This is a genomic window from Angustibacter aerolatus (assembly GCF_054776675.1).
In genome coordinates this window covers 1-24675 of record NZ_BAAHBM010000001.1, presented here as the reverse complement: position 1 = coordinate 24675, position 24675 = coordinate 1, and the positions used below count along the sequence as shown (strand labels likewise).

General features: G+C 75.5%; 21 protein-coding genes. 12 read left to right on the top strand and 9 right to left on the bottom strand.

Annotation, left to right across the window (positions count from 1 at the left end):
- Positions 1-20: 20 nt before the first annotated feature.
- The 3 genes from ACYVI6_RS00105 to ACYVI6_RS00095 form a co-directional block, all read right to left on the bottom strand.
- Positions 21-1304 (bottom strand): PP2C family protein-serine/threonine phosphatase, encoded by a 1284-nt coding sequence (locus ACYVI6_RS00105; protein WP_460444414.1) that lies wholly within the window; start codon positions 1302-1304, stop codon positions 21-23.
- Positions 1305-1624: 320 nt separating this feature from the next.
- The gene (locus ACYVI6_RS00100) at positions 1625-2251 is read right to left on the bottom strand and encodes an FMN-binding negative transcriptional regulator (RefSeq protein WP_460444413.1); all 627 of its coding nucleotides are present in this window, start codon (positions 2249-2251) and stop codon (positions 1625-1627) included.
- A gap of 32 nt (positions 2252-2283) precedes the next feature.
- A complete protein-coding gene (locus ACYVI6_RS00095; protein WP_460444412.1) occupies positions 2284-2862 on the bottom strand; it encodes a TetR family transcriptional regulator in 579 nt (192 codons plus the stop codon).
- Between the two features lie 78 nt (positions 2863-2940).
- Between ACYVI6_RS00095 and ACYVI6_RS00090 the strand changes: the two genes are divergently transcribed.
- From ACYVI6_RS00090 to ACYVI6_RS00070, 5 genes are all read left to right on the top strand, one after another.
- Positions 2941-4002 carry a saccharopine dehydrogenase NADP-binding domain-containing protein gene (locus ACYVI6_RS00090; RefSeq protein WP_460444411.1) on the top strand — a complete coding sequence of 354 codons (1062 nt, stop codon included), beginning with the start codon at positions 2941-2943 and terminating at the stop codon, positions 4000-4002.
- A 173-nt stretch (positions 4003-4175) separates the two neighbouring features.
- A complete protein-coding gene (locus ACYVI6_RS00085; protein WP_460444410.1) occupies positions 4176-4466 on the top strand; it encodes a hypothetical protein in 291 nt (96 codons plus the stop codon).
- Between the two features lie 123 nt (positions 4467-4589).
- Positions 4590-4886, top strand: coding sequence for a DUF1905 domain-containing protein (locus ACYVI6_RS00080; RefSeq protein ID WP_460444409.1), 297 nt, complete (start codon positions 4590-4592; stop codon positions 4884-4886).
- A 119-nt stretch (positions 4887-5005) separates the two neighbouring features.
- Complete coding sequence (locus ACYVI6_RS00075) at positions 5006-5857, top strand: SDR family oxidoreductase (protein ID WP_460444408.1); 852 nt, start codon at positions 5006-5008, stop codon at positions 5855-5857.
- 32 nt (positions 5858-5889) lie between these two features.
- Positions 5890-7002, top strand: coding sequence for a DNA glycosylase AlkZ-like family protein (locus ACYVI6_RS00070; RefSeq protein WP_460444407.1), 1113 nt, complete (start codon positions 5890-5892; stop codon positions 7000-7002).
- A gap of 10 nt (positions 7003-7012) precedes the next feature.
- Here ACYVI6_RS00070 and ACYVI6_RS00065 read toward each other — a convergent pair whose 3' ends face one another.
- From ACYVI6_RS00065 to ACYVI6_RS00045, 5 genes are all read right to left on the bottom strand, one after another.
- A complete protein-coding gene (locus ACYVI6_RS00065; protein ID WP_460444406.1) occupies positions 7013-7276 on the bottom strand; it encodes a hypothetical protein in 264 nt (87 codons plus the stop codon).
- A gap of 26 nt (positions 7277-7302) precedes the next feature.
- A complete protein-coding gene (locus tag ACYVI6_RS00060) occupies positions 7303-8322 on the bottom strand; it encodes an LLM class flavin-dependent oxidoreductase (RefSeq protein ID WP_460444405.1) in 1020 nt (339 codons plus the stop codon).
- A gap of 37 nt (positions 8323-8359) precedes the next feature.
- The gene (locus ACYVI6_RS00055) at positions 8360-9445 is read right to left on the bottom strand and encodes an acyl-CoA desaturase (RefSeq protein ID WP_460444513.1); all 1086 of its coding nucleotides are present in this window, start codon (positions 9443-9445) and stop codon (positions 8360-8362) included.
- 139 nt (positions 9446-9584) lie between these two features.
- The gene (locus ACYVI6_RS00050) at positions 9585-9788 is read right to left on the bottom strand and encodes a cold-shock protein (RefSeq protein WP_284289081.1); all 204 of its coding nucleotides are present in this window, start codon (positions 9786-9788) and stop codon (positions 9585-9587) included.
- A gap of 242 nt (positions 9789-10030) precedes the next feature.
- Entirely contained in the window at positions 10031-10474 is a 444-nt protein-coding gene (locus ACYVI6_RS00045) for a MarR family winged helix-turn-helix transcriptional regulator (protein ID WP_460444404.1), read from the bottom strand.
- A 160-nt stretch (positions 10475-10634) separates the two neighbouring features.
- Between ACYVI6_RS00045 and recC the strand changes: the two genes are divergently transcribed.
- From recC to ACYVI6_RS00010, 7 genes are all read left to right on the top strand, one after another.
- Positions 10635-13985 (top strand): exodeoxyribonuclease V subunit gamma, encoded by a 3351-nt coding sequence (recC, locus tag ACYVI6_RS00040; protein ID WP_460444403.1) that lies wholly within the window; start codon positions 10635-10637, stop codon positions 13983-13985.
- Positions 13982-17305 carry a UvrD-helicase domain-containing protein gene (locus tag ACYVI6_RS00035; protein WP_460444402.1) on the top strand — a complete coding sequence of 1108 codons (3324 nt, stop codon included), beginning with the start codon at positions 13982-13984 and terminating at the stop codon, positions 17303-17305. The genes recC and ACYVI6_RS00035 overlap by 4 nt, the downstream gene beginning before the upstream one ends.
- A complete protein-coding gene (gene recD, locus ACYVI6_RS00030; RefSeq protein WP_460444401.1) occupies positions 17302-19209 on the top strand; it encodes an exodeoxyribonuclease V subunit alpha in 1908 nt (635 codons plus the stop codon). The genes ACYVI6_RS00035 and recD overlap by 4 nt, the downstream gene beginning before the upstream one ends.
- Positions 19210-19247: 38 nt before the next feature.
- A complete protein-coding gene (locus ACYVI6_RS00025; RefSeq protein ID WP_460444400.1) occupies positions 19248-19457 on the top strand; it encodes a hypervirulence associated TUDOR domain-containing protein in 210 nt (69 codons plus the stop codon).
- A gap of 253 nt (positions 19458-19710) precedes the next feature.
- Positions 19711-20280, top strand: a complete 570-nt coding sequence (locus tag ACYVI6_RS00020; RefSeq protein ID WP_284289067.1) for an MOSC domain-containing protein — start codon at positions 19711-19713, stop codon at positions 20278-20280.
- 131 nt (positions 20281-20411) lie between these two features.
- Positions 20412-22289 carry an acyl-CoA dehydrogenase gene (locus tag ACYVI6_RS00015; RefSeq protein WP_460444399.1) on the top strand — a complete coding sequence of 626 codons (1878 nt, stop codon included), beginning with the start codon at positions 20412-20414 and terminating at the stop codon, positions 22287-22289.
- Positions 22290-22395: 106 nt separating this feature from the next.
- Positions 22396-22632: a DUF6458 family protein gene (locus tag ACYVI6_RS00010; protein ID WP_460444398.1), complete on the top strand. Its 237-nt coding sequence runs from the start codon at positions 22396-22398 to the stop codon at positions 22630-22632.
- Positions 22633-22705: 73 nt separating this feature from the next.
- On the opposite strand, the gene ACYVI6_RS00005 is transcribed toward ACYVI6_RS00010, so the two are convergent.
- Positions 22706-24532: a thioredoxin-like domain-containing protein gene (locus ACYVI6_RS00005; protein ID WP_460444397.1), complete on the bottom strand. Its 1827-nt coding sequence runs from the start codon at positions 24530-24532 to the stop codon at positions 22706-22708.
- Between the last annotated feature and the right edge of the window lie 143 nt (positions 24533-24675).

The following is a 24675-nucleotide window of genomic DNA, read 5'->3' as shown; positions in this document are numbered from 1 at the left end:
GCGGAGACAGGTCGAGTGCGTCAGACGGCCGTGCCGGACCGGGTGTCGCGGTCGCGGCCGTGCTCGGGGTGCCAGTCGAGTACCAGCAACGTGGCGTCGTCCGACAGCGCGTGGCCGGTGGCGTCGAGCACCAGGTCGGTGAGCGCGCGGGTGGCCTCGCGCGGGTGCGCGTCGGCGGTCGACTCGATGACCGCCGGCAGGTCGAGGGCGGCCGCGTTGCGCTCGAGCATGCCGTCGGTCACCAGCACCAGCCGGTCACCCGGCCGCAGCTGCTGGCGCTGCACCTGGTAGCGGGTCTCGGCGAAGAGGCCGAACGGCACGTCCGGCGCCAGGTCGACGGTGACGGCTGCCCCGTCGCGCAGCAGGTACGGCGCGACGTGGCCGGCGTTCACCAGCTCGAGGACGCCGTCGGTCAGGTCGAGGCGACCGAGCAGGCCGGTGCAGAACCCGTCGCCGGGCACCGACGTCCGCTGCGCGCACAGCGCCTCGTTCGCCACCGCGGCCTGCTCGGGCAGCGAGAGACCGTGCCGCCGGGCGTAGCGCAGGCTGCCGACGCACAGCGTGGCGAGCAGCGAGCTGTCGACACCGTGGCCCATCGCATCGGTCATCGACAGGTGCAGCACGTCGCGCGCGAGGCTGTAGTCGTAGGTGTCGCCGCCGACGCTCGCCGACGGCTCGAGCCACGCCGACAGCGTGAACTGCCCCGTCTCGCAGGTGTAGCCGGCCGGCAGCAGCCGTCGCTGGATCTCCGCCGACAGCGAGTACGGGGTGCTGCGCTGCGCCCACTCGAAGAGGTCGGTGTGCCGCCGGCTGGCGACGACGACGAAGCCGAGCAGGTGCGCGGTACGGGCGATCTCGGCGACCGTGTCGGGGCTTGGCTCAGCCGGCACGACGAGCTCGAGCAGGCCCAGCGCCTCACCGCGCTCGGTGACCGGGGCGAGCACCGTCCAGCCGTCGTCGCTCGTGCGACCTGCGCCGTCGGCCGAGCCCGGCGGCAGCGTCTGCACGGCCTGCTCGCGGAACGCCCGACCCGCCGGCCCCCGGTCGAGCCCGACCCGCACCGCCCGCTCCTCGTCGTCGCGCCGCTCGCCGCCGTCGCCGGGCGACTCCTCCCCGGCCCGGACGTGCGACATCCGCACCAGCGCCCGTCCGGACAGGTCCGCGATCAGGAACGACGCGGACGACGCGCCGAGCGCGGCCGCCAGCTCGCGGGTCGCGGCCTGCACCGCGTCGACCGGCGAGGCGTCCTCCACCGCGTCGAGCACGCCACGCAGCGCGGAGCGCAGGTCCACCGGTTCGGCCACTTGCGGAGCCTAGGCCCACGGGACGGCCCTGAGGCCCGGGTGCCCGGCTGCGGTCGTCGCGTGGGTCCAGCGCCCCGGGTCCTCGTCGCGCAGCCGGTGCAGCAACCGATCGCGTGCTGGGCGGTGGCGCGCGGCGGTGAGATCCGTCTGGGTGCCGTCCGGGTGCGCGCGCCCGCCCCTGCGAGGGGGTCAGAGCCCACGGGTGAACTCCGTGACCAGCGACGGCACCTCGAGCTGTTCCGTCGTCGTCGTGACTGCAGGGGCTGCACAGCGGGCGGCGAGTCGCTCTGAGCGGCCGCGCCCGTCCGCACCCGGCTGGCCTAGTCGTCGAGCCGTTCGGCGACGGCGTCGGCGAGCGGGTGCCGGCCGTCGGCCCGGAGCCCGGTGACGACCCCCCGGACGTCCGCGGCCGGGCGGTTCTGGCTGAGCTTCAGCTTCAGCTCGACCGACTCGACCGCCAGCTCCAGCCCGACGATCGCGCGCAGCTGCCCCTCGACGAAGCGGGCCGGCGCGTCGTCGACCGCCCACGGCTCGGCGCGGCGCGACTCGTGGCGCTCGGTCAGCCCGCGCACCGCCTCGGCCAACCACCCGACGTCGTCGTGCACCGTCAGGCGCCCGCGCACGTGGGCGACCTCGTAGTCCCAGGTCGGCACGACGCGGCCGTGCTCGGCCTTGCTCGCGTACCAGCTCGGGCTGACGTACCCCTCGACGCCGCGCACGATCAGCAGCCCGTCGACGCCGTCGGCGTGCCGCCAGTGGGCGTTGGTGCGGGCCACGTGCATGACGACGTGCCCGAGCCCGCCGTCCGCGCCAGGCCGGTGCAGCAGGGGCAGCGGGGTGGCGAGCAACCCGTCGGGACCGAGCGAGACGAGGTCACCCGAGTCGGCAGCCTGCAGGAACGCGAGCGCCTGCTCGGGCGACGTCGCGAAGGCGGCAGGCGTGTACATCGGGCCCTCCTGATGACCGGCGTCCGCTCAGGCTAGTCGGCGGCCTGCGGCGGCCCGAACGACGAACCGACCCGCTGCAGCGCCGTCTGCATGGTGCCGGCCAGCGGTTCGGCTCCGCCGGAGTCGATCCAGCGGCGCAGCGCGACCTTCACCACGCCCACCACGGTCTCGGCGACGACGGCCGCGGTGAGCGGCTCGACACCGCGGTCGCGGAAGGCGCTCGCGATCGCCTCGACCAGAGCCTCCATCTTGCGCAGCTCGCGCTCGCGCAGCCCGTCGTGCCCGCCGACCACGGTCGCTCGCCGCTGCAGCTGCTCGAGGCGCCCCTCGAAGGCCTCGGCGACCGAGGGCAGCCCGAGACGGACGACGTCGACCGGTGACCGCTCGGGGGGTGCCTCGGCGACCAGCTGGGCGACCAGGGCGGGCATCCGGTCGGCCTCGCTGAAGAGCACCTCGCGCTTGTCGGCGAAGTGACGGAAGAACGTGCGCGTCGTCAGCCCGGCGCGGGCGGTGATCTGCGGCACCGTCACGTCGTCGAAGCCGTGCTCGACGAACAGGTCGAGCGCGGCACGCTCGAGCCGCTCGCGCGCACCCGGCTCCCAGCGGCTCATGACCCGATCCTAGATGACACGACGTGTCATCAGCGGTAGGGTGATGACACGCAGTGTCGTCGCGAGAGAGGAACCCCCGTGGACGAGCAGATCTGGGTGCTGGGCGCGACCGGCCGGTCGGGGCGCGGCATCGCCCGCCGTCTGCACGAGACCGGTCACCACGTGGTGCTGGTCGGCCGCGACGGCGATCGTCTGGCCGACCTGACCGCCGGCCTGTCCGGCGCCGAGGTCGTCGCTGCGCCCTTCGACGAGCAGCTGGCCCGGCTGCACCGTGCGGCCCCTCGCGTCGTCGTCAGCACCGTCGGGCCGTTCGCCCGCACGGCGGCGCAGGTCGTCGCGGCCCTCCCGCCCGGCACGCACTACCTCGACCTGGGCAACGAGCTGTCGGGCACCCAGGCGGTGCTCGACCAGCACGAGCGCGCCCTCGCCGACGGCAGCACCCTGGTGACCGGCGCGGGGTTCGGGGTGGTGGCCACCGAGACCGCGGCGCTGCTCGTCGCAGCCGGCCGCCGGCCGCCCGCGCGGGTGCGGGTCGACGCGATCGCGTCGCTCGCCTCCCCCGGCGGCGTGGTCGGCGAGGCGCTGGCCGGCATCATCCTCGACGGTGCCCCCGACGGCGGACGCCGCGTGCACGGCGGGCGGCTGGTGCGCGCGGCCGTCGCCGGGGACCGGCAGCGGTTCTCCACGCCGTCCGGTGACACGGTCACCACGTCGGCCCTGCCGAGCGGCGAGCTGCTCGCGGCGTGGCGCGCGACCGGCGCACCCGAGGTCGTGGCCGCGACGTCGGCCCTGCCCGCGAGCCCGTTGCTGCGAGCGGCCTTCCCGGCCCTCGGGGTGGCGCTGCGCTCGAACCCGCTGCGCGAGCTCGCCGTCCGACGGCTGGCCCGCCTGCCGCTGCCCGAGCGCGAACGGCCCAGCGAGTTCTCGTGGGGTCGAGCCCGCGCCGAGTGGGACGACGGCAGCACCCGCGAGGTCTGGCTGCGGCTGGGTGACGCGCAGGCGTTCACCTCGGCGGTCGCCGCCGAGGTCGCCCGCCGCCTGTCGGCCGGCGCCGCCGCACCTGGTTCGTACACACCGGGCGCACTGCTCGGGACGGCGCTCGCGACCGGTCTCGGCGCGGACGTCGTCGAGGTCCACTGAGATCGCACCCGCTCCAGCGCGCGCGATCCCGCGGATCGCGCCACTGTCAAGAGCACGAGTTGCGCGATCCGCGCGACCGGTGTCGAGGCGAGCAGTGCCTCGACGACGGGCCAGGGGCCGGCTCGAACGCCGCCCGTCCGTCCCGCAGACACCACACCGCAAGGAGTCCCACCATGGCGACCACCCACGCCGCCGAGCACACCGACCACGCCACCACCCGGCGCCTCACGACCGAGACCAAGGCCTCGACGAAGACGAGCGAGCTGTTCATCTACCTCGCCGCCGTCGTCGCCGTGATCATCACGGCACTCGTCGTGGGCGACAACGGCAAGGGCAGCGCCGACCCCTTCAGCGCCGACCGCGCCCTGCAGCTCATCACGTTCCTCACCATCGGCTACCTGGTGTCGCGCGGCCTGGCCAAGTCGGGCAGCCGCGACGCCTACGACGCGCCGCGCAACCGCTGACCGATGCTGTTCTTCTCGAACCGCATCGGTTGCCTGGGATCACTCGTCATCTCGCTCGTCGTCACGGGCATCGTGATCCTGCTCTTCACGCGCTGAGCACTGCGGACCCTCTAGCCTCGAACCGTGCGACTGCGGTTCGAGGCAGAGGTGTTCGAGTGGCGCGGTCCCGCGCCCTACCACTTCGCGGCCGTGCCCGAGGCGGAGTGCGAGCAGCTGGCCGAGGTCTCTGAGCTCGTCAGCTACGGCTGGGGGATGATCCCGGTCGCCGTGCGGCTCGGCCGCACCACCTGGACGACGTCGCTGTGGCCGCGTGCCGGCGGGTACGTCGTGCCGCTGAAGGACGCCGCGCGCCGGGCCGAGCAGATCGACCTCGGCGACGTCGTGGCGCTGCAGCTCGACGTCGACGTGCGGCTGCACTGACCCACCGGTGCCTCAGGCACCTCGAAGTGCCCGTGCGGCAGCGGGAAGCGGCCTCCACCCGCGAGGGTTGACGGGTTCGAGCGGGCCGGCAGCGGCCCAACGACCTCGCAGGAGCACGCATGTCCGTCGTCGTCACCGGCGCCACCGGCCACCTGGGCCACCTCGTCGTCACCACGCTGCTCGACCGCGGCCACGACCCCGCGCAGATCACCGCCACCGGCCGGTCGGTCGACAAGCTCGCCGACCTCGCCGAGCGCGGTGTGCGCGTCGCGGCCGCCGACTACGCCGACCCGGCCTCGCTCGACGCCGCCTTCGCAGGCGCCGAGCAGGTGCTGATCGTGTCGGTCGTCGAGGGCGACCGGGTCGCGCTGCACCGCAACGCGATCGAGGCGGCCGAGCGCGCCGGCGTCCGGCACGTCGTCTACACCTCGGCGCCGTACGCCGACACGACGTCGATGCTGCTCGCCGCCGACCACCGCGGCACCGAGGAGGTGCTCGCGGCCTCGGGCCTGACCGTGACGGTGCTGCGCAACGCCTGGTACGTGGAGAACTACACCGGCCGCGTCGACACGCTGCGCGAGCACGGGCTGGTCGGCGCCGCAGGCGAGGGCCGCGTGTCGATCGCGCTGCGCCGCGAGTACGCCGAGGCCGCGGCCGCCGTGCTGCTCGACCCGGCCGAGCGGGGGCGGGTGCACGAGCTCGGCGGCGAGCCGGTGACCCTCGAGCAGGTCGCCGCGGCGATCTCGGCGGCCACCGGCGAGACCATCACGTACACCGACCTGCCGGTCGAGGGCTTCCGTGACGTGCTCGCCGGCTCCGGCATGCCCGACCCGCTGCCCACGATCTTCGCCGACGTCGACCGGGCGATCCGCGACGGCGAGCTGGCCGTCGACCCCGCCGTGCTCACCGGATTGGTCGGCCACCCCCTGACGCCGCTCGACGCCGCGGTGCGCGAGGCGCTGCAGGGCTGACGCCCGTCGGCGGTGGACCCTAGGGTCGGCACGTGACCGGGGTCCACCGCCTGTCGCAGCGCGACGCCCGACGGCTCGCGGTGCGCGCCCAGCTGCTCGCGCTGCCTCGACCTGCCGACGTCCTCGAGGTCGCGCGCGGCCTCACCGTGCTGCAGCTCGACCCGACGGCGGCGGTCGCACCGAACGCCGACCTGGTGCTCTGGAGCCGGCTGGGCTCGGGGTACTCCCCGCTCGAGCTGCGCGCCCTGCTCGACGGCGGCGCGCTCGTCGAGCACCTGGGGTACGTGCGACCGGCCGAGGACATGGCGATGCTCCGCCCGGAGATGGCCGCCTGGCCCGGCCCCGGCGAGCTGCGCGAGTGGCAGGTGCACCTGCGCGAGTGGGTCGAGGCGAACGACGCCTGCCGCCGCGACCTGCTCGACCGCCTGCGCGCCGGCGGCCCGCTCAGCACGCGCGAGCTGCCCGACACCTGCGCGCGGCCCTGGCGGTCGACGGGCTGGACGAACGACAAGAACGTGGCGAAGCTGCTCGACCTCATGGTCGCGCGCGGCGAGGTCGCCGTCGTCGGCCGCCGCGGCCGCGACCGGCTGTGGGACCTCACCGAACGCGTGCACCCCGACGGGCCGGACCTGTCGTACGACGAGGCCGCCCGTCTTCGTCGCGACCTGCGGCTGCGGTCGCTCGGCATCGCCCGCGCCCGCACCACGCAGATGCCCGGCGAGCCGTGGGACGTCGGCGTCGTGGGTGAGCCGGCGGTCGTCGACGGCGTGCGCGGCGAGTGGCGGGTGCACCCCGAGCTGCTCGACGGCGCACCGTTCCGCGGTCGCACGGCGCTGATCTCGCCGCTCGACCGCCTCGTGCACGACCGCACCCGGATGGCCGACCTGTTCGGCTTCGACTACCAGCTGGAGATGTACAAGCCGGCCGCCCAGCGGCGCTGGGGCTACTTCGCGCTGCCGGTGCTCGTCGGCGACCGGCTCGTCGGCAAGCTCGACGCGAAGGCCGACCGCAAGGAGGGGGTGCTGCGCGTGCACGCCCTGCACGAGGACGCGCCGTTCACCGCGGCCGTGCGCGCGTCGGTGCACGACGAGATCGCCGACCTCGCCCGCTGGCTCGGCCTCGAGCTGCTGCTGCCCGACGAGTGACGCCGCGCCGTCAGGTGCGCGGCAGCTCGTCCGCCTCGTCCGCCTCGTGGAGCGCAGGGTCGTGCTCTGCGTCGTCCGGAGCCGGCCGGGCGACCAGCAGCGGCAGCGCCAGCCCCCACAGCACGGTCCAGACCACCGTGCTCGTGACGGCGCGCCGCAGGGCGTGCACCTCACCGAGCAGCCGGTACAGCACGTAGCTCAGGCCGGCGAAGACCAGGGCGCTCAGCAGCAGCGCCCAGGGACGTACCTTCCAGAAGCGCCAGGCTCTCCGCACGGACCGGACCGTACCCGGCGCAGGGCCTACGCGTCCGGCGTCCACCCCAGGGCGGGACCGAGCAGGCGGGCGACGTCGGTGAGGATCTGCTCGTAGTCGTCCGGCTCGAAGGTGAACGGCAGCGCGAACGCCACCTCGTCGATCTCGCGGAACGCCGCGTGCGCCTGCAGCCGCTCGGCGACCTGCTCGCTCGGGCCGACGAGGTCGGGGGCGAAGAGCATGCGTGCCGGGCCCTGCGGCGACGTCGTGCGCGGCAGCCGGGCGGCGGCGTACCCCTCGTAGCGACGGCGCTGCGCGGGCGAGGCGCTGTCGGTGGGCACGACCACGAGGCCCTGTGACACGCGGGCCGCCTCGCCGGCGGGGTGCGCGGCGCGGAACGCCCGCACCTGGGCCAGCTGCACCTGCTCGAAGTCCTCGGACTCCTCCGCCTTCACGACGCTGCTGGTCAGCAGGTTGAGTCCCTGCTCGCCCGCCCAGGCCGCCGACCGGAGGCTGCCGCCGCCGTACCAGACCCGGTCGCCGAGGCCGGGCGAGTGCGGCTGCACGCGGTCGGAGAACACCTCGAAGCCCTCGGTGCGCGGGCCACCCTCGGTGACCGGCTCGCCGCGCAGGTGACCCAGCAGCCGGCGCACCCGCTCGTAGGAGAAGTCCTCGGCGTCGCCGGTGTCGGGGTAGAGCGCCGGGCGCACGCGGTCGTAGTGCATGGGCGGGCCCACGCTGATGCCCGGGTTCACCCGGCCGCCGGACAGCACGTCGACGGTGGCGAGGTCCTCGGCGAGCCGCAGCGGGTTCTCCCAGCCGAGCGGCGTCACCGCTGTACCCAGCTCGATGCGGCTGGTGCGCTGCGAGCCGGCGGCGAGCACCGCGACCGGCGACGAGATGCCGTGCTGCAGGTGCCGGTGCCGCAGCCAGGCGCTGTCGAAGCCGAGGCGCTCACCCAGCTCGATCATCGCCAGCGTCGCCTCGTGCCCGCGCGCGGGGTCGTCGGGGTCGAACAGGCCGATCGTCAGGAAGCCCAGCCTGCGCAGCGGTCGTGAGGTCGGCACGGCGTCATCCCAGCACACCGCGCCGACCGCCGACGGGTCAGGTGCGCAGCTGCTGCGCGACCGGGCAGGTGAACGGGTCGCGGGCGCGCAGGCCGACCTCGTTCAGGTGGGCGACGATCGCCCGGTAGGCCCCGGGGAGCGTGGTCTCGGTGTAATCGATCCCGTGCTCGGCGCAGAAGTCGCGCACCATCGGCCGCACCTTGTGCAGGTTGGGCCGCGGCATGCTCGGGAACAGGTGGTGCTCGATCTGGTAGTTCAGCCCGCCCATGAGGAAGCTGACCGGCGCGCCGCCGCTGACGTTGCGCGACATCAGCACCTGGCGGCGCAGGTAGTCGAGCTTGGCGCCGCGGGCGACGATCGGCATGCCGGTGTGGTTCGGCGCGAACGCCCCACCCATGTACACGCCGAGGACGGCGAGGTGCACGCCGACGAAGGCGGCGACCTTGCCCGGGGGCAGCAGCAGGAACAGGAACGTCAGGTACAGCGCCCAGTGCGTGGCGATGAGCGCGAGGTCGACCCAGCGGCGCTTGACCGACGTGCGGGCCGTGAGCGTCATCATGCTGTCGACGTGCAGGTTCAGACCCTCGAGCAGCAGCAGGGGGAAGAAGAGCCAGCCCTGACGGCGGGTGACCCACTTGAGCACGCCGCGGCGACCGTCGGCGGCCTCGTCGTGGAACGAGAGCACCTTCGACTCGACGTCGGTGTCGACACCGAGCTGGTTCGGCGCCTGGTGGTGCTTGCTGTGCTTGCCCATCCACCAGCCGTAGCTGAGGCCGGCCGCGCCGGCGGCGAGCACCCGGCCGGCGATCTCGTTGGCCCGGTTCGACCCGAACATCTGCCGATGCGCGCCGTCGTGGCCGAGGAACGCGCACTGCGTCAGCACCAGCGCGAGCGCGCCGGCGAGCAGCAGCACCAGCCAGGAGTGATTGAGGAGCGTGACGCCGGCGACGACGCCGGCCAGCGCGAGCGCGACGGCGGCGATGCGGCCGACGTACCAGCCGCGGCGGCGGTTCAGCAGGCCGGCGGCCTTGACCCGGCGCGACAGGTCGGCGTACGAGCTCACCTGCCGGTCACGGGGTCGGGAGCCGACCGCAGCAGGCGCGGACGGGTTGGTCGGGATCACGGTGCTCACAGGGGTTCTCCTACCCTCGTTCGCCGCGGTCATGCGGCCGTGCACGCGGGCGGTGCCCTGCGCTCGTCGAGCGGAGACGACCACGGGGCCGCTCGAAACCGAGCGACCCCGTGGACGTGCTGTGCGTGGATCAGACGGGGCGGACGTTCTCCGCCTGCGGGCCCTTGGGGCCCTGCGTCACGTCGAACTCGACGCGCTGGTTCTCGTCGAGCGAGCGGTAGCCGTCCGACGCGATGGCCGAGTAGTGCACGAAGACGTCGGCGCCGCCGCCGTCCTGCGCGATGAAACCGAAGCCCTTCTCGGCGTTGAACCACTTCACGGAACCCTGCGACATGCGTCCTCCAACAGGAGCGGGCACGACGACGACCTGTCGTCGTGGGCTGCCGAGATGAGATCCGACGTCTGCGAGGAGGGCACTGCCCTGAAACGAGAAGACGCCCGACTTGGAAGATCCAAGCGGGCGTCTGCGACAACGAAAGCGAGGAACACAACTGCAACCACGGACGACGCTACGCAAGCCGGACGCCAGATGCAACTCGGGGCGCCTGCGACGTCCGATCGGCCGAGGGCAGGGCCCTACGCGTCGAGCCGGTCGACCAGTCGGTGCAGGAGGTCGATGCTGGTGCGCAGCTCGGCGTCGTCGACCTCGGCGAAGACCCGTCCCTGGGCCTCGGGCAGCGTCTGCGCACCCAGGCGCACCAGCTCGCGGCCCTTGCGGGTGAGCGAGATCAGCCAGTCGCGCCGGGAGGTGGGCGACGGCGAGCGCACGAGCAGCCCCGCGGCCGAGGCCAGCTCGAGCTGCCGGCTGACCGTGCCCTTGGTGAGCCCCAGCCGGTCGGCCACGGCCTGCTGGTTGAACTCGCCGGGCCGGTCGTCGACGACGCTCAGCACGAGGTACTGGGTGAAGCCGATGCCGAGCTCGTTGCGGGCCGTCCGGTCGGCGATGCGCTCCATCAGGGACACCGCCTTGCGCGCGGAGAACCAGAAGTCCGTCGCGCCGGCGGGGTTCGCGTGCTGCACCCGTGCAGGATAGCAAGTACTCGGACGTCGCGCTGACGACACCCTCAGCATGACAACTGTCCTGACCTGCACGGCCGGTCGGACGACGGTCCGAGGGCGCCCCGGTCGCGGTCCGCGGGTTCCCCGCCGGGTTGTCGGCGCCGGCGGGTACGTTTCGCGGGTGCTCGTCGTCCACCGGTCCGCCAGCGGCAGCGCGCTCGCCTCGGCGCTGGCCGAGGTGCTGCGCGCCCCGCTCGTCGACCCCTTCGCCGGCGAGGTCGTCGCCGTGCCGGCGAAGGGCGTCGAGCGCTGGCTGGCGCAGCGGCTGAGCCACGTGCTCGGGGCGGCCGACGGCGACGGCGTCTGCGCGAACGTCCGTTTCCCCTCGCCGGCCGAGGTGCTCGACGGCGCGGTCGCGGCGGCGTCCGACGTGCACCGCGAGGCGGTCGGAGCCTGGGCACCGGCCCGCTCCACCTGGTCGCTGCTGTCGGTGCTCGACGACGCGGCGCGGTCGGACGACGAGTGGTTCGGCCCGCTGCGCCACCACCTCGGCGGTCCCGGCGGCACCGGGTCGCGCCGCCTCGCGGTGGTGCAGCGCATCGCCCGGCTGCTCGACGACTACGGGTGGTCGCGCCCGCAGCTGGTGCGCGCCTGGGCCGCGGGCGGCGACGACGACGGCTCCGGCCGGCCCGTCGCCCCCGACCTGCTGTGGCAGCCGCAGGTGTGGCGGCGGCTGCGCGAGCGCCTCGGCCCGTCCCCCGCCGAGCTGCTGGGCACCGCGGTCGAGGCGCTGCGCCGCGACGCCGGTCTGGTCGACCTGCCACCGCGGCTGTCGGTCTTCGGCGCGAGCCGGTTGCCGCGGGCGCGCGCCGAGGTGCTGGCCGCGCTCGCCGAGCACCGCGACGTGCACGTGTGGCTGCACCACGCCTCCCCCGCGGCGTGGGACGTCGTGGCCGCGGGCCCGACCGTGCGCCGCCGGGCCGACGACGAGGGCGGCGAGCGGCTGACGAACCCGCTGCTGGCCTCCCTCGGCCGGGACGTCCGCGAGCTGCAGCAGGTGTTGCGCGAGGTCGCCCCGGGGCACCGAACCGAGCTGCACGAGGGGCCGCCCGCCCCCGCGACGCTGCTCGGTCGGCTGCAGCACGAGCTGGCCACCGACACGGTGCCCGACGCCCCGGCGCCGCTCGCACCGGGCGACCGCAGCCTGCAGGTGCACGCCTGCCACGGCCGGGTGCGCCAGGTGGAGGTGCTGCGCGAGGTGGTGCTGGGCCTGCTCGCCGACGACCCGACCCTCGAGCCCCGCGACGTGCTGGTGATGTGCCCCGACGTCGAGGCCTTCGCCCCGGTGGTCGCCGCGGCCTTCGCGCTCGGTGACGGCAGCGAGACCCGTGGCCACCCCGCCTCGCGGCTGCGGGTGCGGCTGGCCGACCGGGCGCTGCGGCAGACGAACGGCCTGCTCGCCGTGCTGTCGCAGCTGCTCGAGCTGGGCACGGCGCGGCTCACCGCGCCGCAGGTGCTCGACCTGGCCGGCGACCCCGCGGTGCGCCGCCGGTTCGGTTTCGACGACGACGACCTCGAGCGGCTGCGCGACTGGGTGGCCGGCGCCGCCGTCCGCTGGGGTCTCGACGGCGAGCACCGCGGCACCTGGCAGCTCGAGGGCCTCGACCAGGGCACCTGGCGGGTCGGCCTCGACCGCCTGCTGCTCGGCGTCGCGATGGAGGGCGGCGACACCGCGTGGCAGGGCGTCGCCCCGGTCGACGACGTCGACAGCGGCGACGTCGAGCTGGCCGGCCGGCTGGCCGAGCTCGTCGACCGCCTCGACGCCGCGAGCGAGCTGCTCGCCGGCACGCACACCGTGGCCGAGTGGGCCGAGGGTCTCGAGCAGGCCGTCACCGGGCTGGCGCTGGAGCCGTGGAACGAGGCCTGGCAGCGGCTGCAGCTGCAGCAGGAGCTCGCCGCGCTGGCCGGTGCGGCAGGTGACGCGCCCGCCCTGCTGACGCTCGACGACGTCCGCACGGTGCTCGCCGAGCTGCTGGCCGGCCGCCCCACCCGGGCGAGCTTCCGCACCGGCACCCTCACCGTCTGCACGCTGGTGCCCATGCGCTCGGTGCCGCACCGGGTGGTCGTGCTGCTCGGGCTCGACGACGGCGCGTTCCCGCGGCAGGGCACGCGCGACGGCGACGACGTGCTGGCGCGCGACCCCTGGGTGGGTGAGCGCGACGGTCGCAGCGAGGACCGGCAGCTGCTGCTCGACGCCCTGACCGCCGCGCAGGAGCACCTCGTCGTCCTCTACACCGGTGCCGACGAGCGCACCGGGCAGCCGGTGCCACCGGCCGTCCCGCTGGCCGAGCTGCTCGACGCCGTCGACCGCAGCGCGTGCGGGACGCCGGGCGAACCCGGCCGCTCGACCGTCGTCGTCAGGCACCCGCTGCAACCGTTCGACGTCCGCAACTTCCGGTCGGGCCTGCTGGGTCGTCCGGGGCCGTTCAGCTTCGACCGGGCCGCGGCCGACGGGGCCGCGGCGGCCGGCCGCGAGCGCGCACCCCTCCCGCCGTTCCTGCCGGCGCCGCTCGACCCGCACCCGGCCGGCGACGTCGAGCTCGTCGAGCTGCTGCGCCTGCTCCAGCACCCGGCGCGCGGGTTCCTGCGGCAGCGGCTGCAGGTGGCGCTCACCCAGCCCGACGAGGACCCGAGCGACGTGCTGCCGGTCGAGCTCGGCGGCCTCGACACCTGGGCGATCGGCGACCGCGTGCTCGACGCGCGGCTGCGCGGCGTGCCGGTGGCCGACTGCGTGCGGCTCGAGCTGCTGCGCGGCGACCTGCCCCCGGGGCCGCTCGGGCAGGCCGCGCTGCAGCGCATCGGCCACGACGTCGACCGGCTGGTCGAGGCGACCGCCGACGCCCGGCAGCACGACCCGGTCGCGGTCGACGTCGACCTGCCGCTGGGCGACGGCCACGCGCTGACCGGCACGGTCACCGGCGTGCACGGCGACACGCTGCTCGCCGTCTCGTACTCGCGGCTCGGCCCGCGGCACCGGCTCGCCGCCTGGGTGCAGCTGGTGGTGCTCGCGGTCCACGACCCGACCCGGCCGTGGCAGGCGATGACGGTCGGACGGGGTTCGCGCGGCCCCGCCCGCAGCTGCCTCGGCCCGCTCGACGCCGCCGAGGCCCGCGCGGCGCTCGACGAGATGGTGGGGCTCTACCGCGCCGGTCTGCACGCGCCGCTGCCGCTGCCGCTGAAGACCGCCGAGCGGTACGCCGCGACCCGGCGGCGCGGCACCGGCAGCTCGGTCGCGAGCGCCCGGCTGGCAGCCGCACAGGAGTGGGACGGCGGGCGGTTCCCCGGCGAGGGGGCCGACGCCGAGCACGCCCTGCTGCACGGCGCCGAGCCGGCGCTCGACGTCCTCACCGCGCAGCCGCCGGCTGCCGGCGAGACCGGCGCGGGCTGGCCCACCGACGAGACCGACCGCTTCGGCCTGCTGTCGCGGCGGCTGTGGGACCGGCTGCAGGCGCACGAGCGGGACCGACCGTGAGCGCGCCGCCCACCGCCCCGGGCGGCTTCGACCTGCTCGGTCCGCTGCCGCGCGGCACCACGCTGCTCGAGGCGAGCGCCGGCACGGGCAAGACGTACACGATCGCCGCGCTGGTGGCCCGGTACGTCGCCGAGGGCGTGGCCACGATGGAGCAGCTGCTCGTCGTGAGCTTCAGCCGCGAGTCGACCCGCGAGCTGCGCGAGCGGGTGCTCGCGCCGCTGCTGCAGGCGCGCGACGGCCTGCAGCGCGGCGGGCCCGCCGGCGCCGACGCCCTGCTGGCGCACCTGCTCGACGCGCGCCCCGAGGTGGTGCAGCAGCGCCGGCTGCGGCTGCAGCGCGCGCTGGCCGGGTTCGACGCGGCGACGGTCACCACGACGCACGGGTTCTGCCAGCAGGTGCTGACGGCGCTGGGCACGGCGTCGGCGCACGAGCCGGGCGCCGAGCTGGTCGAGGACGTGCACGACCTGGTCACCGAGATCGCCGACGACCTCTACCTGCGCAAGTGGGGCCAGCCCGGCGCCGAGCCGCCGCAGCTCACCCGCGAGCGCTTCGTGCAGCTCGCGCACGACGCCACCCGCGACCCGACCACCGCGCTGCTGCCCGACCCGTCGGCGCCCGGCGTCCCGCCCCTGCCCGCGCTGCGCGCCCGGGTCGCCGCCGCCGTCCGAGCCGAGCTCGAGGTGCGCAAGCACCGGCTGCACCTCGTCGACTACGACGACCTGCTGCGCCGGCTGGCCGACGCCCTGCGCGACCCGGTGACCGGCCTCGGGGCGCGCGAGCGGCTGGCCGCCCGCTACCCGGTGGTGCTCGTCGACGAGTTCCAGGACACCGACCCGGTGCAGTGGCAGATCCTGCGCGACGCGTTCCACGAGCGGGCGACGCTGGTGCTGATCGGCGACCCCAAGCAGGCGATCTACGGGTTCCGCGGCGCCGACGTGCACGCCTACCTCGCCGCGCGCGAGGCGGCCGGCACCCGGTCGACGCTGCCCACGAACCACCGCAGCGACGCGGCGCTGCTGGCCGGGCTCGACGCGCTGGTCGGCGGCCTGGCGCTGGGCGACGAGCGCATCCGGGTCGACCCGGTCGCCGGCGCGCACCCCGGGCGGCTCGTGACCCCGGGCGCACCGGTGCGGCTGCGCGTGCTGCCGCGCGACGGCCTGCCGCTGTCGAACGAGGGGCTGGCGCGGGTCGACCGAGCCCGCGCCGCGGTGGCCGACGACCTCGCCGTCGAGGTCGTCGAGCTGCTGCAGCAGCGGGTGGTGCACGAGCGCGACGGCGGCGAGCGACCCCTGCTGCCCGGCGACGTCGCGGTGCTGGTGCGCACCAACCCGCAGGCCCAGAAGGTGCGCACGGCGCTCGAGGCGGCCGGCGTCCCCGTGGTGCTGACCACCCGCAGCAGCGTGTTCGACACGCAGGCGGCCGGTGAGTGGGAGCTGCTGCTCGAAGCGCTCGAGCAGCCGCACCGCACGACCCGGGTGCGGCGGCTGGCGCTCGGGTGCTTCGTCGGTGCCACCGCCGCCGACCTGGCCCTGCGGGGCGACGCGCTCGCCGACGACCTGTCGCTGCTGCTGCGGGCCTGGGCCCAGCTGCTGGAGGAGCGCGGGGTCGCCGCCCTGTTCGAGGCGGTCGCGACCGCGGGTCGGCTGCAGCCGCGGGTGCTCGCCCAGCGCGGCGGCGAACGCCTGCTCACCGACCTGCGGCACGTCGCGCAGACGCTGCACGAGGCGGCCGTCGAGAGCCAGCTCGGCCTGACCGCCCTGCTCACCTGGCTGCGGCGGCGGCGCCTCGAGGCCGGCACCAGCGGCGGGCTCGAGCGCAGCCGCCGGCTCGAGACCGACGCGGCCGCGGTGCAGGTGATGACCGTGCACACCAGCAAGGGCCTGGAGTTCCCGGTGGTGCTGGTGCCGTTCGCCTGGGACCGCTACCCCCGCCTGCGCCCGGGCACCGCGCGGTTCCACGGCGACGACGGACGCCGCCTGCTCGACGTCGGCGGCGAGGGGTCGCCGGAGTGGGGCCGGCACGTGCGCGAGCAGGACGCCGACGAGGCCGACGAGGAGCTGCGGCTGGCGTACGTCGCCCTGACCCGTGCGCAGTCGCAGCTGCTGCTGTGGTGGGCGCCGTCGACGAACACCTCGACGTCCGCGCTGCACCGGCTGCTGCTGCCGGGCGACGGCCCGGTGCCCGACCACGAGGTCGCCGTGCCGGGCGACGACGCCGCCCTGCAGGCGCTGCGCCCGCGAGCCGCGCGCGGGGCGGGCGAGGTGGACGTCGAGGTGGTGCGCCCGCGGCCGCCCGCCGCGCTCCCGCCGTCCGGCGCACCGGTCCCCGAGCTCGAGGTCGCCGTGCTCGACCGCCCGCTCGACACCGACTGGCGGCGCACGTCGTACTCGGCCCTCACCGCCGCGGCGCACGAGCTGCAGCCCGCGGTGGCCAGCGAGCCCGAGCAGCCGCAGACCGACGACGAGGCGGACGCCGACGACGACGTCCGCTCACCCGCCTCGGACGACGCGCTGCGGGCGATCCCGTCGCCGTGGGCCGAGCTGCCGGGCGGCACCGGGTTCGGCACCGCCGTGCACGCCGCCCTCGAGTCGGTTGCCGAGCACGGGGCGAGCGCGTTGCGTGAGCACGTCGTCGCAGAGGCCGGCCGGGCGGGCATCCCCGGCGTCGAGCTGCTCGCCGACGCCGTCGAGCTGGCCGCCACCACCTCGCTCGGCCCGCTGACCGGCGGCCGGTCGCTGCTCGACGTCGCCCCCCGCGACCAGCTCGCCGAGCTGGCGTTCGAGCTGCCCCTGACCGGTGGCGACCAGCCGACCGGCACCGCGCTGCTGCGCGACCTGGTGCCGCTGTGGCGCCGCGAGGTGCCGAGCGGCCTGCTCGCCGGGTACGCCGACGCGCTGGCCGAGCTCGACGACGTGCCGCTGCGCGGCTACCTGAACGGCAGCATCGACGCCGTGCTGCGGATCGACGACGGCTCGGGGCCGCGGTTCGTGGTGGTCGACCACAAGACCAACCGGCTGGCACCGCGCGACGAGCCGCTGACGCTGTGGCACTACCGGCCGGAGGCGCTGGAGGTGGCGATGATCGAGGCGCACTACCCGCTGCAGGCGCTGCTCTACAGCGTGGCGCTGCACCGCTACCTGCGCTGGCGGCAGCCCGGCTACGACCCGGCCCGCCACCTCGGCGGCGTGCTCTACCTGTTCCTGCGCGGGATGCCCGGGCCGCAGCCGCCGGCCGACCTGCCGCCGACCGGCGTCTTCACCTGGCAGCCGCCGACCGGCCTGGTCGTCGGCGCCTCCGACCTGCTGGCGGGCGCGCGATGACGGCGTCCGCGCCCGAGCTGCGCTCCGCCACGGTCGCTCGCCGCGCCACCGGCCTGCTCGCCGCCTTCAACCGGGCCGGGGTGCTGAGCGCTGCCGACGTGCACGTGGCGCAGCGCCTGGGCCGGCTGGGCGGCGAGCCCGACGAGGCCGTGCTGCTGGCCGTCGCGCTGACCGTGCGCAGCACCCGTGCCGGGTCCGTCGTGCTCGACCTGAGCACCGCCCGCGAGACGACGAGCCGCGACCTCGAGGCGGATGCCGCCCCCGCGGGTGCGACGGGGCTGGTGCCGGCACCGGGCGCCGAGCAGCCGGCCGAGCTCGCCTGGCCCGGCGACGACTGGACGGCGCGGGTGGCGGCCAGCCCCCTGGTCGGCGGCCCGCTGCACGTCGAGGGCAGTCAGGTGTGGCTCACCCGCTACCAGCGGCAGGAGCAGCTGGTGGTCGACGAGCTGCTGGCGCGCACCGCCGAGCCGCCCGCCGACCTCGACGCCGAGCGGCTGGCCGCCGGGCTGCGGCGGCTGTTCCCGCGCGACGACGAGTCCGACCAGCAGCTGGCCGCGGCGGTCTGCGCGGAGTCGCGGGTGAGCGTGCTGGCCGGCGGCCCTGGCACCGGCAAGACCACGACCGTGGCGCGGGTGCTGGCGCTGCTGCGCGAGCAGCACCCCGAGTGGCGGGTGGCGCTCGCCGCGCCCACCGGCAAGGCCGCCGCCCGGCTCGAGGAGGCCGTGCGGTCGGCGACCGCCACCCTGCCCGAGCCCGACCGGTCGGCGGCGGTCGACCTGCCGGCGACCACGCTGCACCGGCTGCTGGGCTGGCGGCCGGGTGCGCGCAGCCGCTTCAGGCACCACCGCGACAACCGGCTGCCGGTCGAGGTCGTGGTGGTCGACGAGACGTCGATGGTGTCGCTCACGCTGATGGCCCGGCTGCTCGAGGCGCTGCGCCCGAGCACGCGGCTGGTGCTGGTGGGCGACCCCGACCAGCTGGCGTCGGTCGAGGTCGGCGCGGTGCTCGGTGACCTGGTCGGCGAGCAGGTCGCGCGCACCGCGGCGCAGCGGGCGGCGCTGTCGGTGCTGCTGCCCGAGGTCGACGGCGAGGTCGCCCCCGACACCGCGGGCGCCAGGGTGCGCGACGGCGTCGCCGTGCTGCGCCGCAACCACCGCTTCGACGCCACCAGCGCGATCGGTGAGCTGGCGCGGGCCGTGCAGGCCGGGGCCGACGACGACGCGCTCGCGATGCTGCTCGACGCCGACGGGGTCGAGCTGGTCGCGGTGGCCGACGTCGCCGAGCCGACGCCGGCCGACCTGGCCGGGGTGCGGGCCGACGTCCGGGCCGGGGGCGACGCGCTGCACGCGGCGGCGGTGCGCGGCGACGCGGCGGCGGCCGTGCAGGCGCTCGAGCAGCACCGGCTGCTGTGCGCGCACCGGCTCGGGCCGCGCGGCGTGCAGCGCTGGGGACAGCTCGCCGCCGCCTGGGTCGCGCTCGACCACCCCGTCACCCGGCGTCCGGACGGCCGGTACCTGGGCGAGCCGCTGCTGGTGATGGCGAACGACTACGACGCGGGCCTGTACAACGGCGACACCGGCGTCGTGGTCGACGGCCCTGACGGGCTGGTCGCCGTCTTCGGTCGCGGCGGCACGCCGATCCGGGTGCCGCTGGTGCGGCTGGCCGACGTCCGCTCGGTGCACGCGATGACCGTGCACCGCAGCCAGGGCAGCCAGTTCGAGCGGGTGACCGTCGTGCTGCCGCCGGCCGGCTCGCCGCTCGGCACCCGCCAGACGCTCTACACCGCCGTCACCCGCGCCCGCTCGCACGTGCGGCTCGTCGGCTCGCCCGAGGCCGTCGTCGCCGCGACGCAGCACCCGGCGGCCCGGGCCACCGGCCTGCGCGCCCGCCTCGACCGCGCCTGATCCTGCGCGGCCCGCGCCGCCGTCCTAGCGTCGCCGGCATGAGCATCAGCAAGGGCACACGGGTCAGCTGGGGCACGTCGCAGGGCCGCACCCAGGGCAAGGTCGTCGAGCAGAAGACGAAGGACTTCGAGTTCGACGGTCAGAAGTTCAAGGCGTCCGACGACGAGCCGGCCTACATCGTCGAGTCCGAGAAGACCGGCAAGCAGGCCGCGCACAAGGAGTCGGCGCTGAACGAGCTGAAGTCCTGACGGCTCGGGTCGGCGCGAGCCACGTTCAGTGGGCTCGGGCACCGTTCCATGGGCGTGCGCGCCACTCGAACGGTGCGGCAGCCCCTCGCACGGTGCGGCAGCCGACTGAACGTGGCTCGCGCAGACTGGAGTCGGGCTTCCTGCGGCGTGCGCACCGTCCCCTGGGCGAGCAAGCCCCTCGCACGGTGCCGCAGCCGACTGAACGGGGCTAGCGCACACCGGCGAGGCGGCGCGGTGGGCGACACTGGACGGCGTGAGCGGCCCGAGCATCGAGGCGCTGGTGGTGTCGCCGGGGCACAACTACTGGTTCCACTCGCCCGACCCGCGCGACGGCGTGGGGCCGTACCCGACGTCGTACCCGGACGAGGTCGAGGTGGTGGCCGGGCAGGGGATCGTCGGCGACCGGTTCTACGGCAAGGTGTCGCGGCTGGCGTCGTCGGTGTCGTTCGTGGCGGCCGAGGCGCTGGAGGCCGTCGAGGACGAGCTCGGCCTGGCTCGCGGCAGCCTCGATGCGCGACTGACGCGACGCAACGTGGTGGTGCGCGGCATCGACCTGAACGCGTTGCGGCACACCGAGTTCATGCTGGACGCCGGGGCGGGGCCGGTGTCGTTCCGTGCGGCGGGCGAGACCTCGCCGTGCGCCTGGATGGACGACCGGCTGGCACCCGGGGCCCGCGACGCGCTGCGCGGGCGGGGTGGGCTGCGCGCCGATCCCACGACGTCCGGCCGGCTGCGCGTCGGCCCGGTCGTGCTGCACGCCGCCGTCCCGCAGGACCCGGCGCTGGCCGGGGCACGGGTGCGCCGCGCGCGACGGCTGCCCTGACCCCGCGGCACCGGTCGGCCCCGGCCGTCGCCGAGGGGCTTGCACTTGTTACCGGCCAGTAGCACCATGGAGGCTACTCGCCGGTAACCACGCCGGCCCCACGTGCGACGACGCTCGAGAGGACCGCTCCGATGGGCCACTACATCGCGAACGTGCGCGACCTGGAGTTCAACCTCTTCGAGGTGCTCGGTCGCCAGGAGCTGCTCGGCAGCGGCCCGTACGACGAGGTCGACGCCGACACCGCGCGCGAGATGCTGCGCGAGGTGGCCCGGCTCGCCGAGCACGAGCTCGCCGAGAGCCTGCTCGACAGCGACCGCAACCCGCCGGTGTTCGACCCGGCGACGCACACCGTGCAGCTGCCCGAGGCCTTCAAGTCGTCGTACCGCGCCTACCTCGACGCCGAGTGGTGGCGCACCGACATCCCGGCCGAGATGGGCGGCACCGTCGTGCCGCCGTCGCTGCGCTGGGCGATGGCCGAGCTGGTGCTGGGCTCGAACCCCGGCGTGCACATGTACTCGGCCGGCTTCGCGTTCTCGAAGGTGCTCTACCAGCTGGGCACCGACCCACAGAAGCAGCTGGCGCAGCACCTGGTCGACCACCGCTGGGGCGCCACGATGGTGCTCACCGAGCCGGACGCCGGGTCGGACGTCGGCGCCGGCCGCACGAAGGCGGTGCAGCAGCCCGACGGCACCTGGCACGTCACCGGCGTCAAGCGGTTCATCACCAGCGCCGAGGCCGACGTCTACGACAACGTCGTGCACTTCGTCCTCGCCCGCCCCGAGGGCGCCGCGCCGGGCACCAAGGGCCTGAGCCTGTTCATCGTGCCGAAGTTCCACGTCGACCTCGCGACCGGCGAGCTGGGCGAGCGCAACGGCGCGTTCGTCACGAACGTCGAGCACAAGATGGGCCTGAAGGTCTCGACGACCTGCGAGGTGCGGTTCGGCGAGGTCGACGGCATCCCGGCGGTCGGCACGCTGCTCGGCGAGGTGCACGACGGCATCGCGCAGATGTTCAAGATCATCGAGTTCGCCCGGATGATGGTCGGCACGAAGGCCATCGCGACGCTGTCAGCCGGCTACCTCAACGCCCGCGACTACGCGAAGGAGCGGGTGCAGGGCGCCGACCTGACGCGGATGACCGACAAGGCCGCGCCACGCGTCACGATCACCCACCACCCCGACGTCCGCCGCTCGCTCATGCTGCAGAAGGCGTACGCCGAGGGGCTGCGCGCACTCGTGCTCTACACGGCGAGCCAGCAGGACGCCGTCGACGTGGCCGGTCACGCGGCCGGCGGGTCGGAGGCGTTCGAGGCGGGCTCGCCGGCCGACCTCGCGGCGCGGGTCAACGACCTGCTGCTGCCGCTGGTGAAGGGCTGCGGCTCGGAGCGCGCCTGGGTGCTGCTCGGCACCGAGTCCCTGCAGACCTTCGGCGGCTCGGGGTTCCTGCAGGACTACCCGGTCGAGCAGTACGTGCGCGACGCGAAGATCGACACGCTCTACGAGGGCACCACCGCGATCCAGGGCCAGGACTTCTTCTTCCGCAAGATCGTGCGAGACAAGGGTCAGGCGCTCGGGGCGCTCTCGGCACAGATCCTGCAGACGGCCAAGGGCGACGCCGGCAACGGGGCGCTGGCGACCGAGCGCGAGCTGCTCGGGCGGGCGATGGAGGACGTGCAGGGCATCGTCGGCACGATGGTCGAGTCGCTCATGGCGTCCGACGCGCGGCACGGCGGCGACGTCACCAACCTCTACAAGGTGGGGCAGAACACCTCGCGGCTGCTGCTGGCGACCGGCGACCTGGTGGTCGGCTGGCTGCTGCTGCGGCACGCCGAGGTGGCGCTGGCCGCCCTGCAGGGCGAGGTGTCGACCGCCGACCGGGCGTTCTACACCGGCAAGGTCGCCGCGGCCCGCTTCTTCGCGCGCACCGTGCTGCCCCGGCTCTCGGCCGAGCGCGCGATCGCCGAGGCCGTCGACAACTCGCTGATGGACGTGCCCGAGGACGCCTTCTAGGCGCTCCCCCGGACGGGTGACGCCGACTCGCGGGCGCGACGCCGGTGTGCCTCACTAGGGGGCGCATGCGGGCCAGCACGGTCCGCTCGACCCCTGGAGGTTCACGATGGGCATCGGTGCGAGCATCTTCCTCATCGCCGTCGGACTGGTCCTGGCGCTGGCGGTGAGCGCCGACGTGTCGGGCATCGACATCAACACCATCGGCTGGATCCTCGTCGTGGTGGGCGTCATCGGTCTCGCGATGACGGCGCTGATCTTCGCGCCGCGACGACGCCGCGTCGTCCGCGACGACGCCGCCGTCGTCGAGGAGCGCCGCGTGTACGACGGCCGCGACACGCTCTGACCGACCGCACCTCGGGGGTGCCACGAGGGGCCGGCGCACTGTGCGCCGGCCCCTCGTGCCGTCTCCGGGGCGGTCAGGTGCCGCGCAGGTCGAGCACCAGCTCGGACGCCGCACCCTCGACCAGCCGCACCGGGATGCCCCAGTCCTGCTGGTACAGGTGGCAGGCCGCCCCCTCGGGCACCTCGCCGTCGTCGCCGTGCGCGTCGCACGCCGCGGCCTGCACGCTCACGTGCAGCACCCCCTCGCGCGGGCCGTCGGCGAACCGCAGCCCGCGCCGCAGGCCCGGCGCCGTGCCCGAGCCCTCCGCCAGCAGCGACGTCGGGGTGGCGCTGACCGTGAGCCGCGTCGGGTCGCCCCACCGGTCGTCGAGCGCCTGACCGGTCGGCGGCACGAAGCCGATCACCAGGTCGAGCGCCCCGGGCGACAGCTCGGTGACCGGGCGCTGCGTGCGCCGCGCCCCGCCGTCCACCCGCTGCGCGGCGACCGGCAGCGGCACCCGCACCAGACGGTGCGCGGCCGACTCGACGACCACCAGCAGCGCCTCGCCGCCGACCACCTCGACCACCGCGTCGCTCGGCTCGCGCAGGTCGCGGGCCAGCGTGCTGACCTCGCCCACCGCCGGGTCGTAGCGGCGGACGGCGCCGTTGTAGGTGTCACTCACCGCGACCGAGCCGTCGGGCAGCACCGTGACGCCGAGCGGGTGCTGCAGCAGCGCCTCGCCGGCCGGCCCGTCGACGTGCCCGAAGTCGAACAGGCCGGTGCCCACCGCCGTCAGCACCTCCAGGCCGGCGTCGGTGCGCCGCACCGAGCGCAGCGCCGACGTCTCGCTGTCGGCGACCCACAGCACGTCGCCGTCGGCGGCCAGGCCCGACGGCTGGGCGAACCACGCGTCGGCGGCCAGCCCGTCGCGCACGCCCTCGGCGCTGGTGCCGGCGAGCACGCCGACCGTCCCCGCCACCGGGTCGAACGCCCACAGCTGGTGGGTGCCGGCCATCGCCACGACGACCTGCCCGTCGAACCACGCGACGTCCCACGGCGTCGACAGCGGCTGCTGCAGCGCGGCACCGGCCCCGGCCCGCTCGCGCAGCTGCACCCCGGTGCCCGCGACCCGTCGGACGTCGCCGTCGGCCAGCCGCAGGCCGAGCAGCACGTGCTCGCCCGCGTCGGCCACCACGACGTCGTACCCGACCTGCTCCGCGACGTCCGGCGGCAGCAGCGCGAGCCCCTGCGGCTGCCCGCCCGCGGCGAACCGCCGCACCTCGGTGGTGAGGTCGCCGGCCAGCTCGACCAGCTCGTGGTGCGCGGTGTCGCTCACCAGCAGGGCGCCCCCGGGCAGCGCGAGCGCCTTGCCGGGGAAGCGCAGCGCGGTCGCCGGCGGCCGCGGCGGTACGTACGGGCCGTCGCCGCGGTGCAGCGTGCCCTTCGCCTCGTGCTCGGCGACCAGCTCGTCGAGCAGCACCCGCAGCCCGTGCGCGTGCCCCTCGCCGCTGAGCTGCGCGACGACGTAGCCCTCGGGGTCGACCACGGCGAGCGTCGGCCAGGCCCGCGCGGCGTACGCCGACCACGTGCCGAGCTCCGGGTCGTCGAGCACCGGGTGGTGCACGTCGTACCGCTCGACGGCGGCGACCAGCGCGTCGGCGTCCGCCTCGTGCTCGAACTTCGGCGAGTGCACGCCCACGGTCACCAGCACGTCGGCGTACTCGGCCTCCAGCGGCCGCAGCTCGTCGAGCACGTGCAGGCAGTTCACGCAGCAGAAGGTCCAGAAGTCGAGCAGCACGATCTTGCCGCGCAGCCCGGCCAGCGTCAGCGGCCGGTCGCCGGTGTTCAGCCAGCCGCGGCCGGTCAGCTCGGGGGCGCGCACCCGCGCGCGGCGGGCGGTGCCGGACGTCGTCGAGGTCACGCCCTACCGAACCACGGCGGGCGGCCGGGCGTTCCCGCCGGGCGACCGGGGCGCGCGCCCGGCGGATAGGGTCCGGGCGTGCCGAACCCGCCGACGTCGCAGCCACCTCCGGCGCCGCGGCTCGCCGCCCGGCTGGCGCAGCG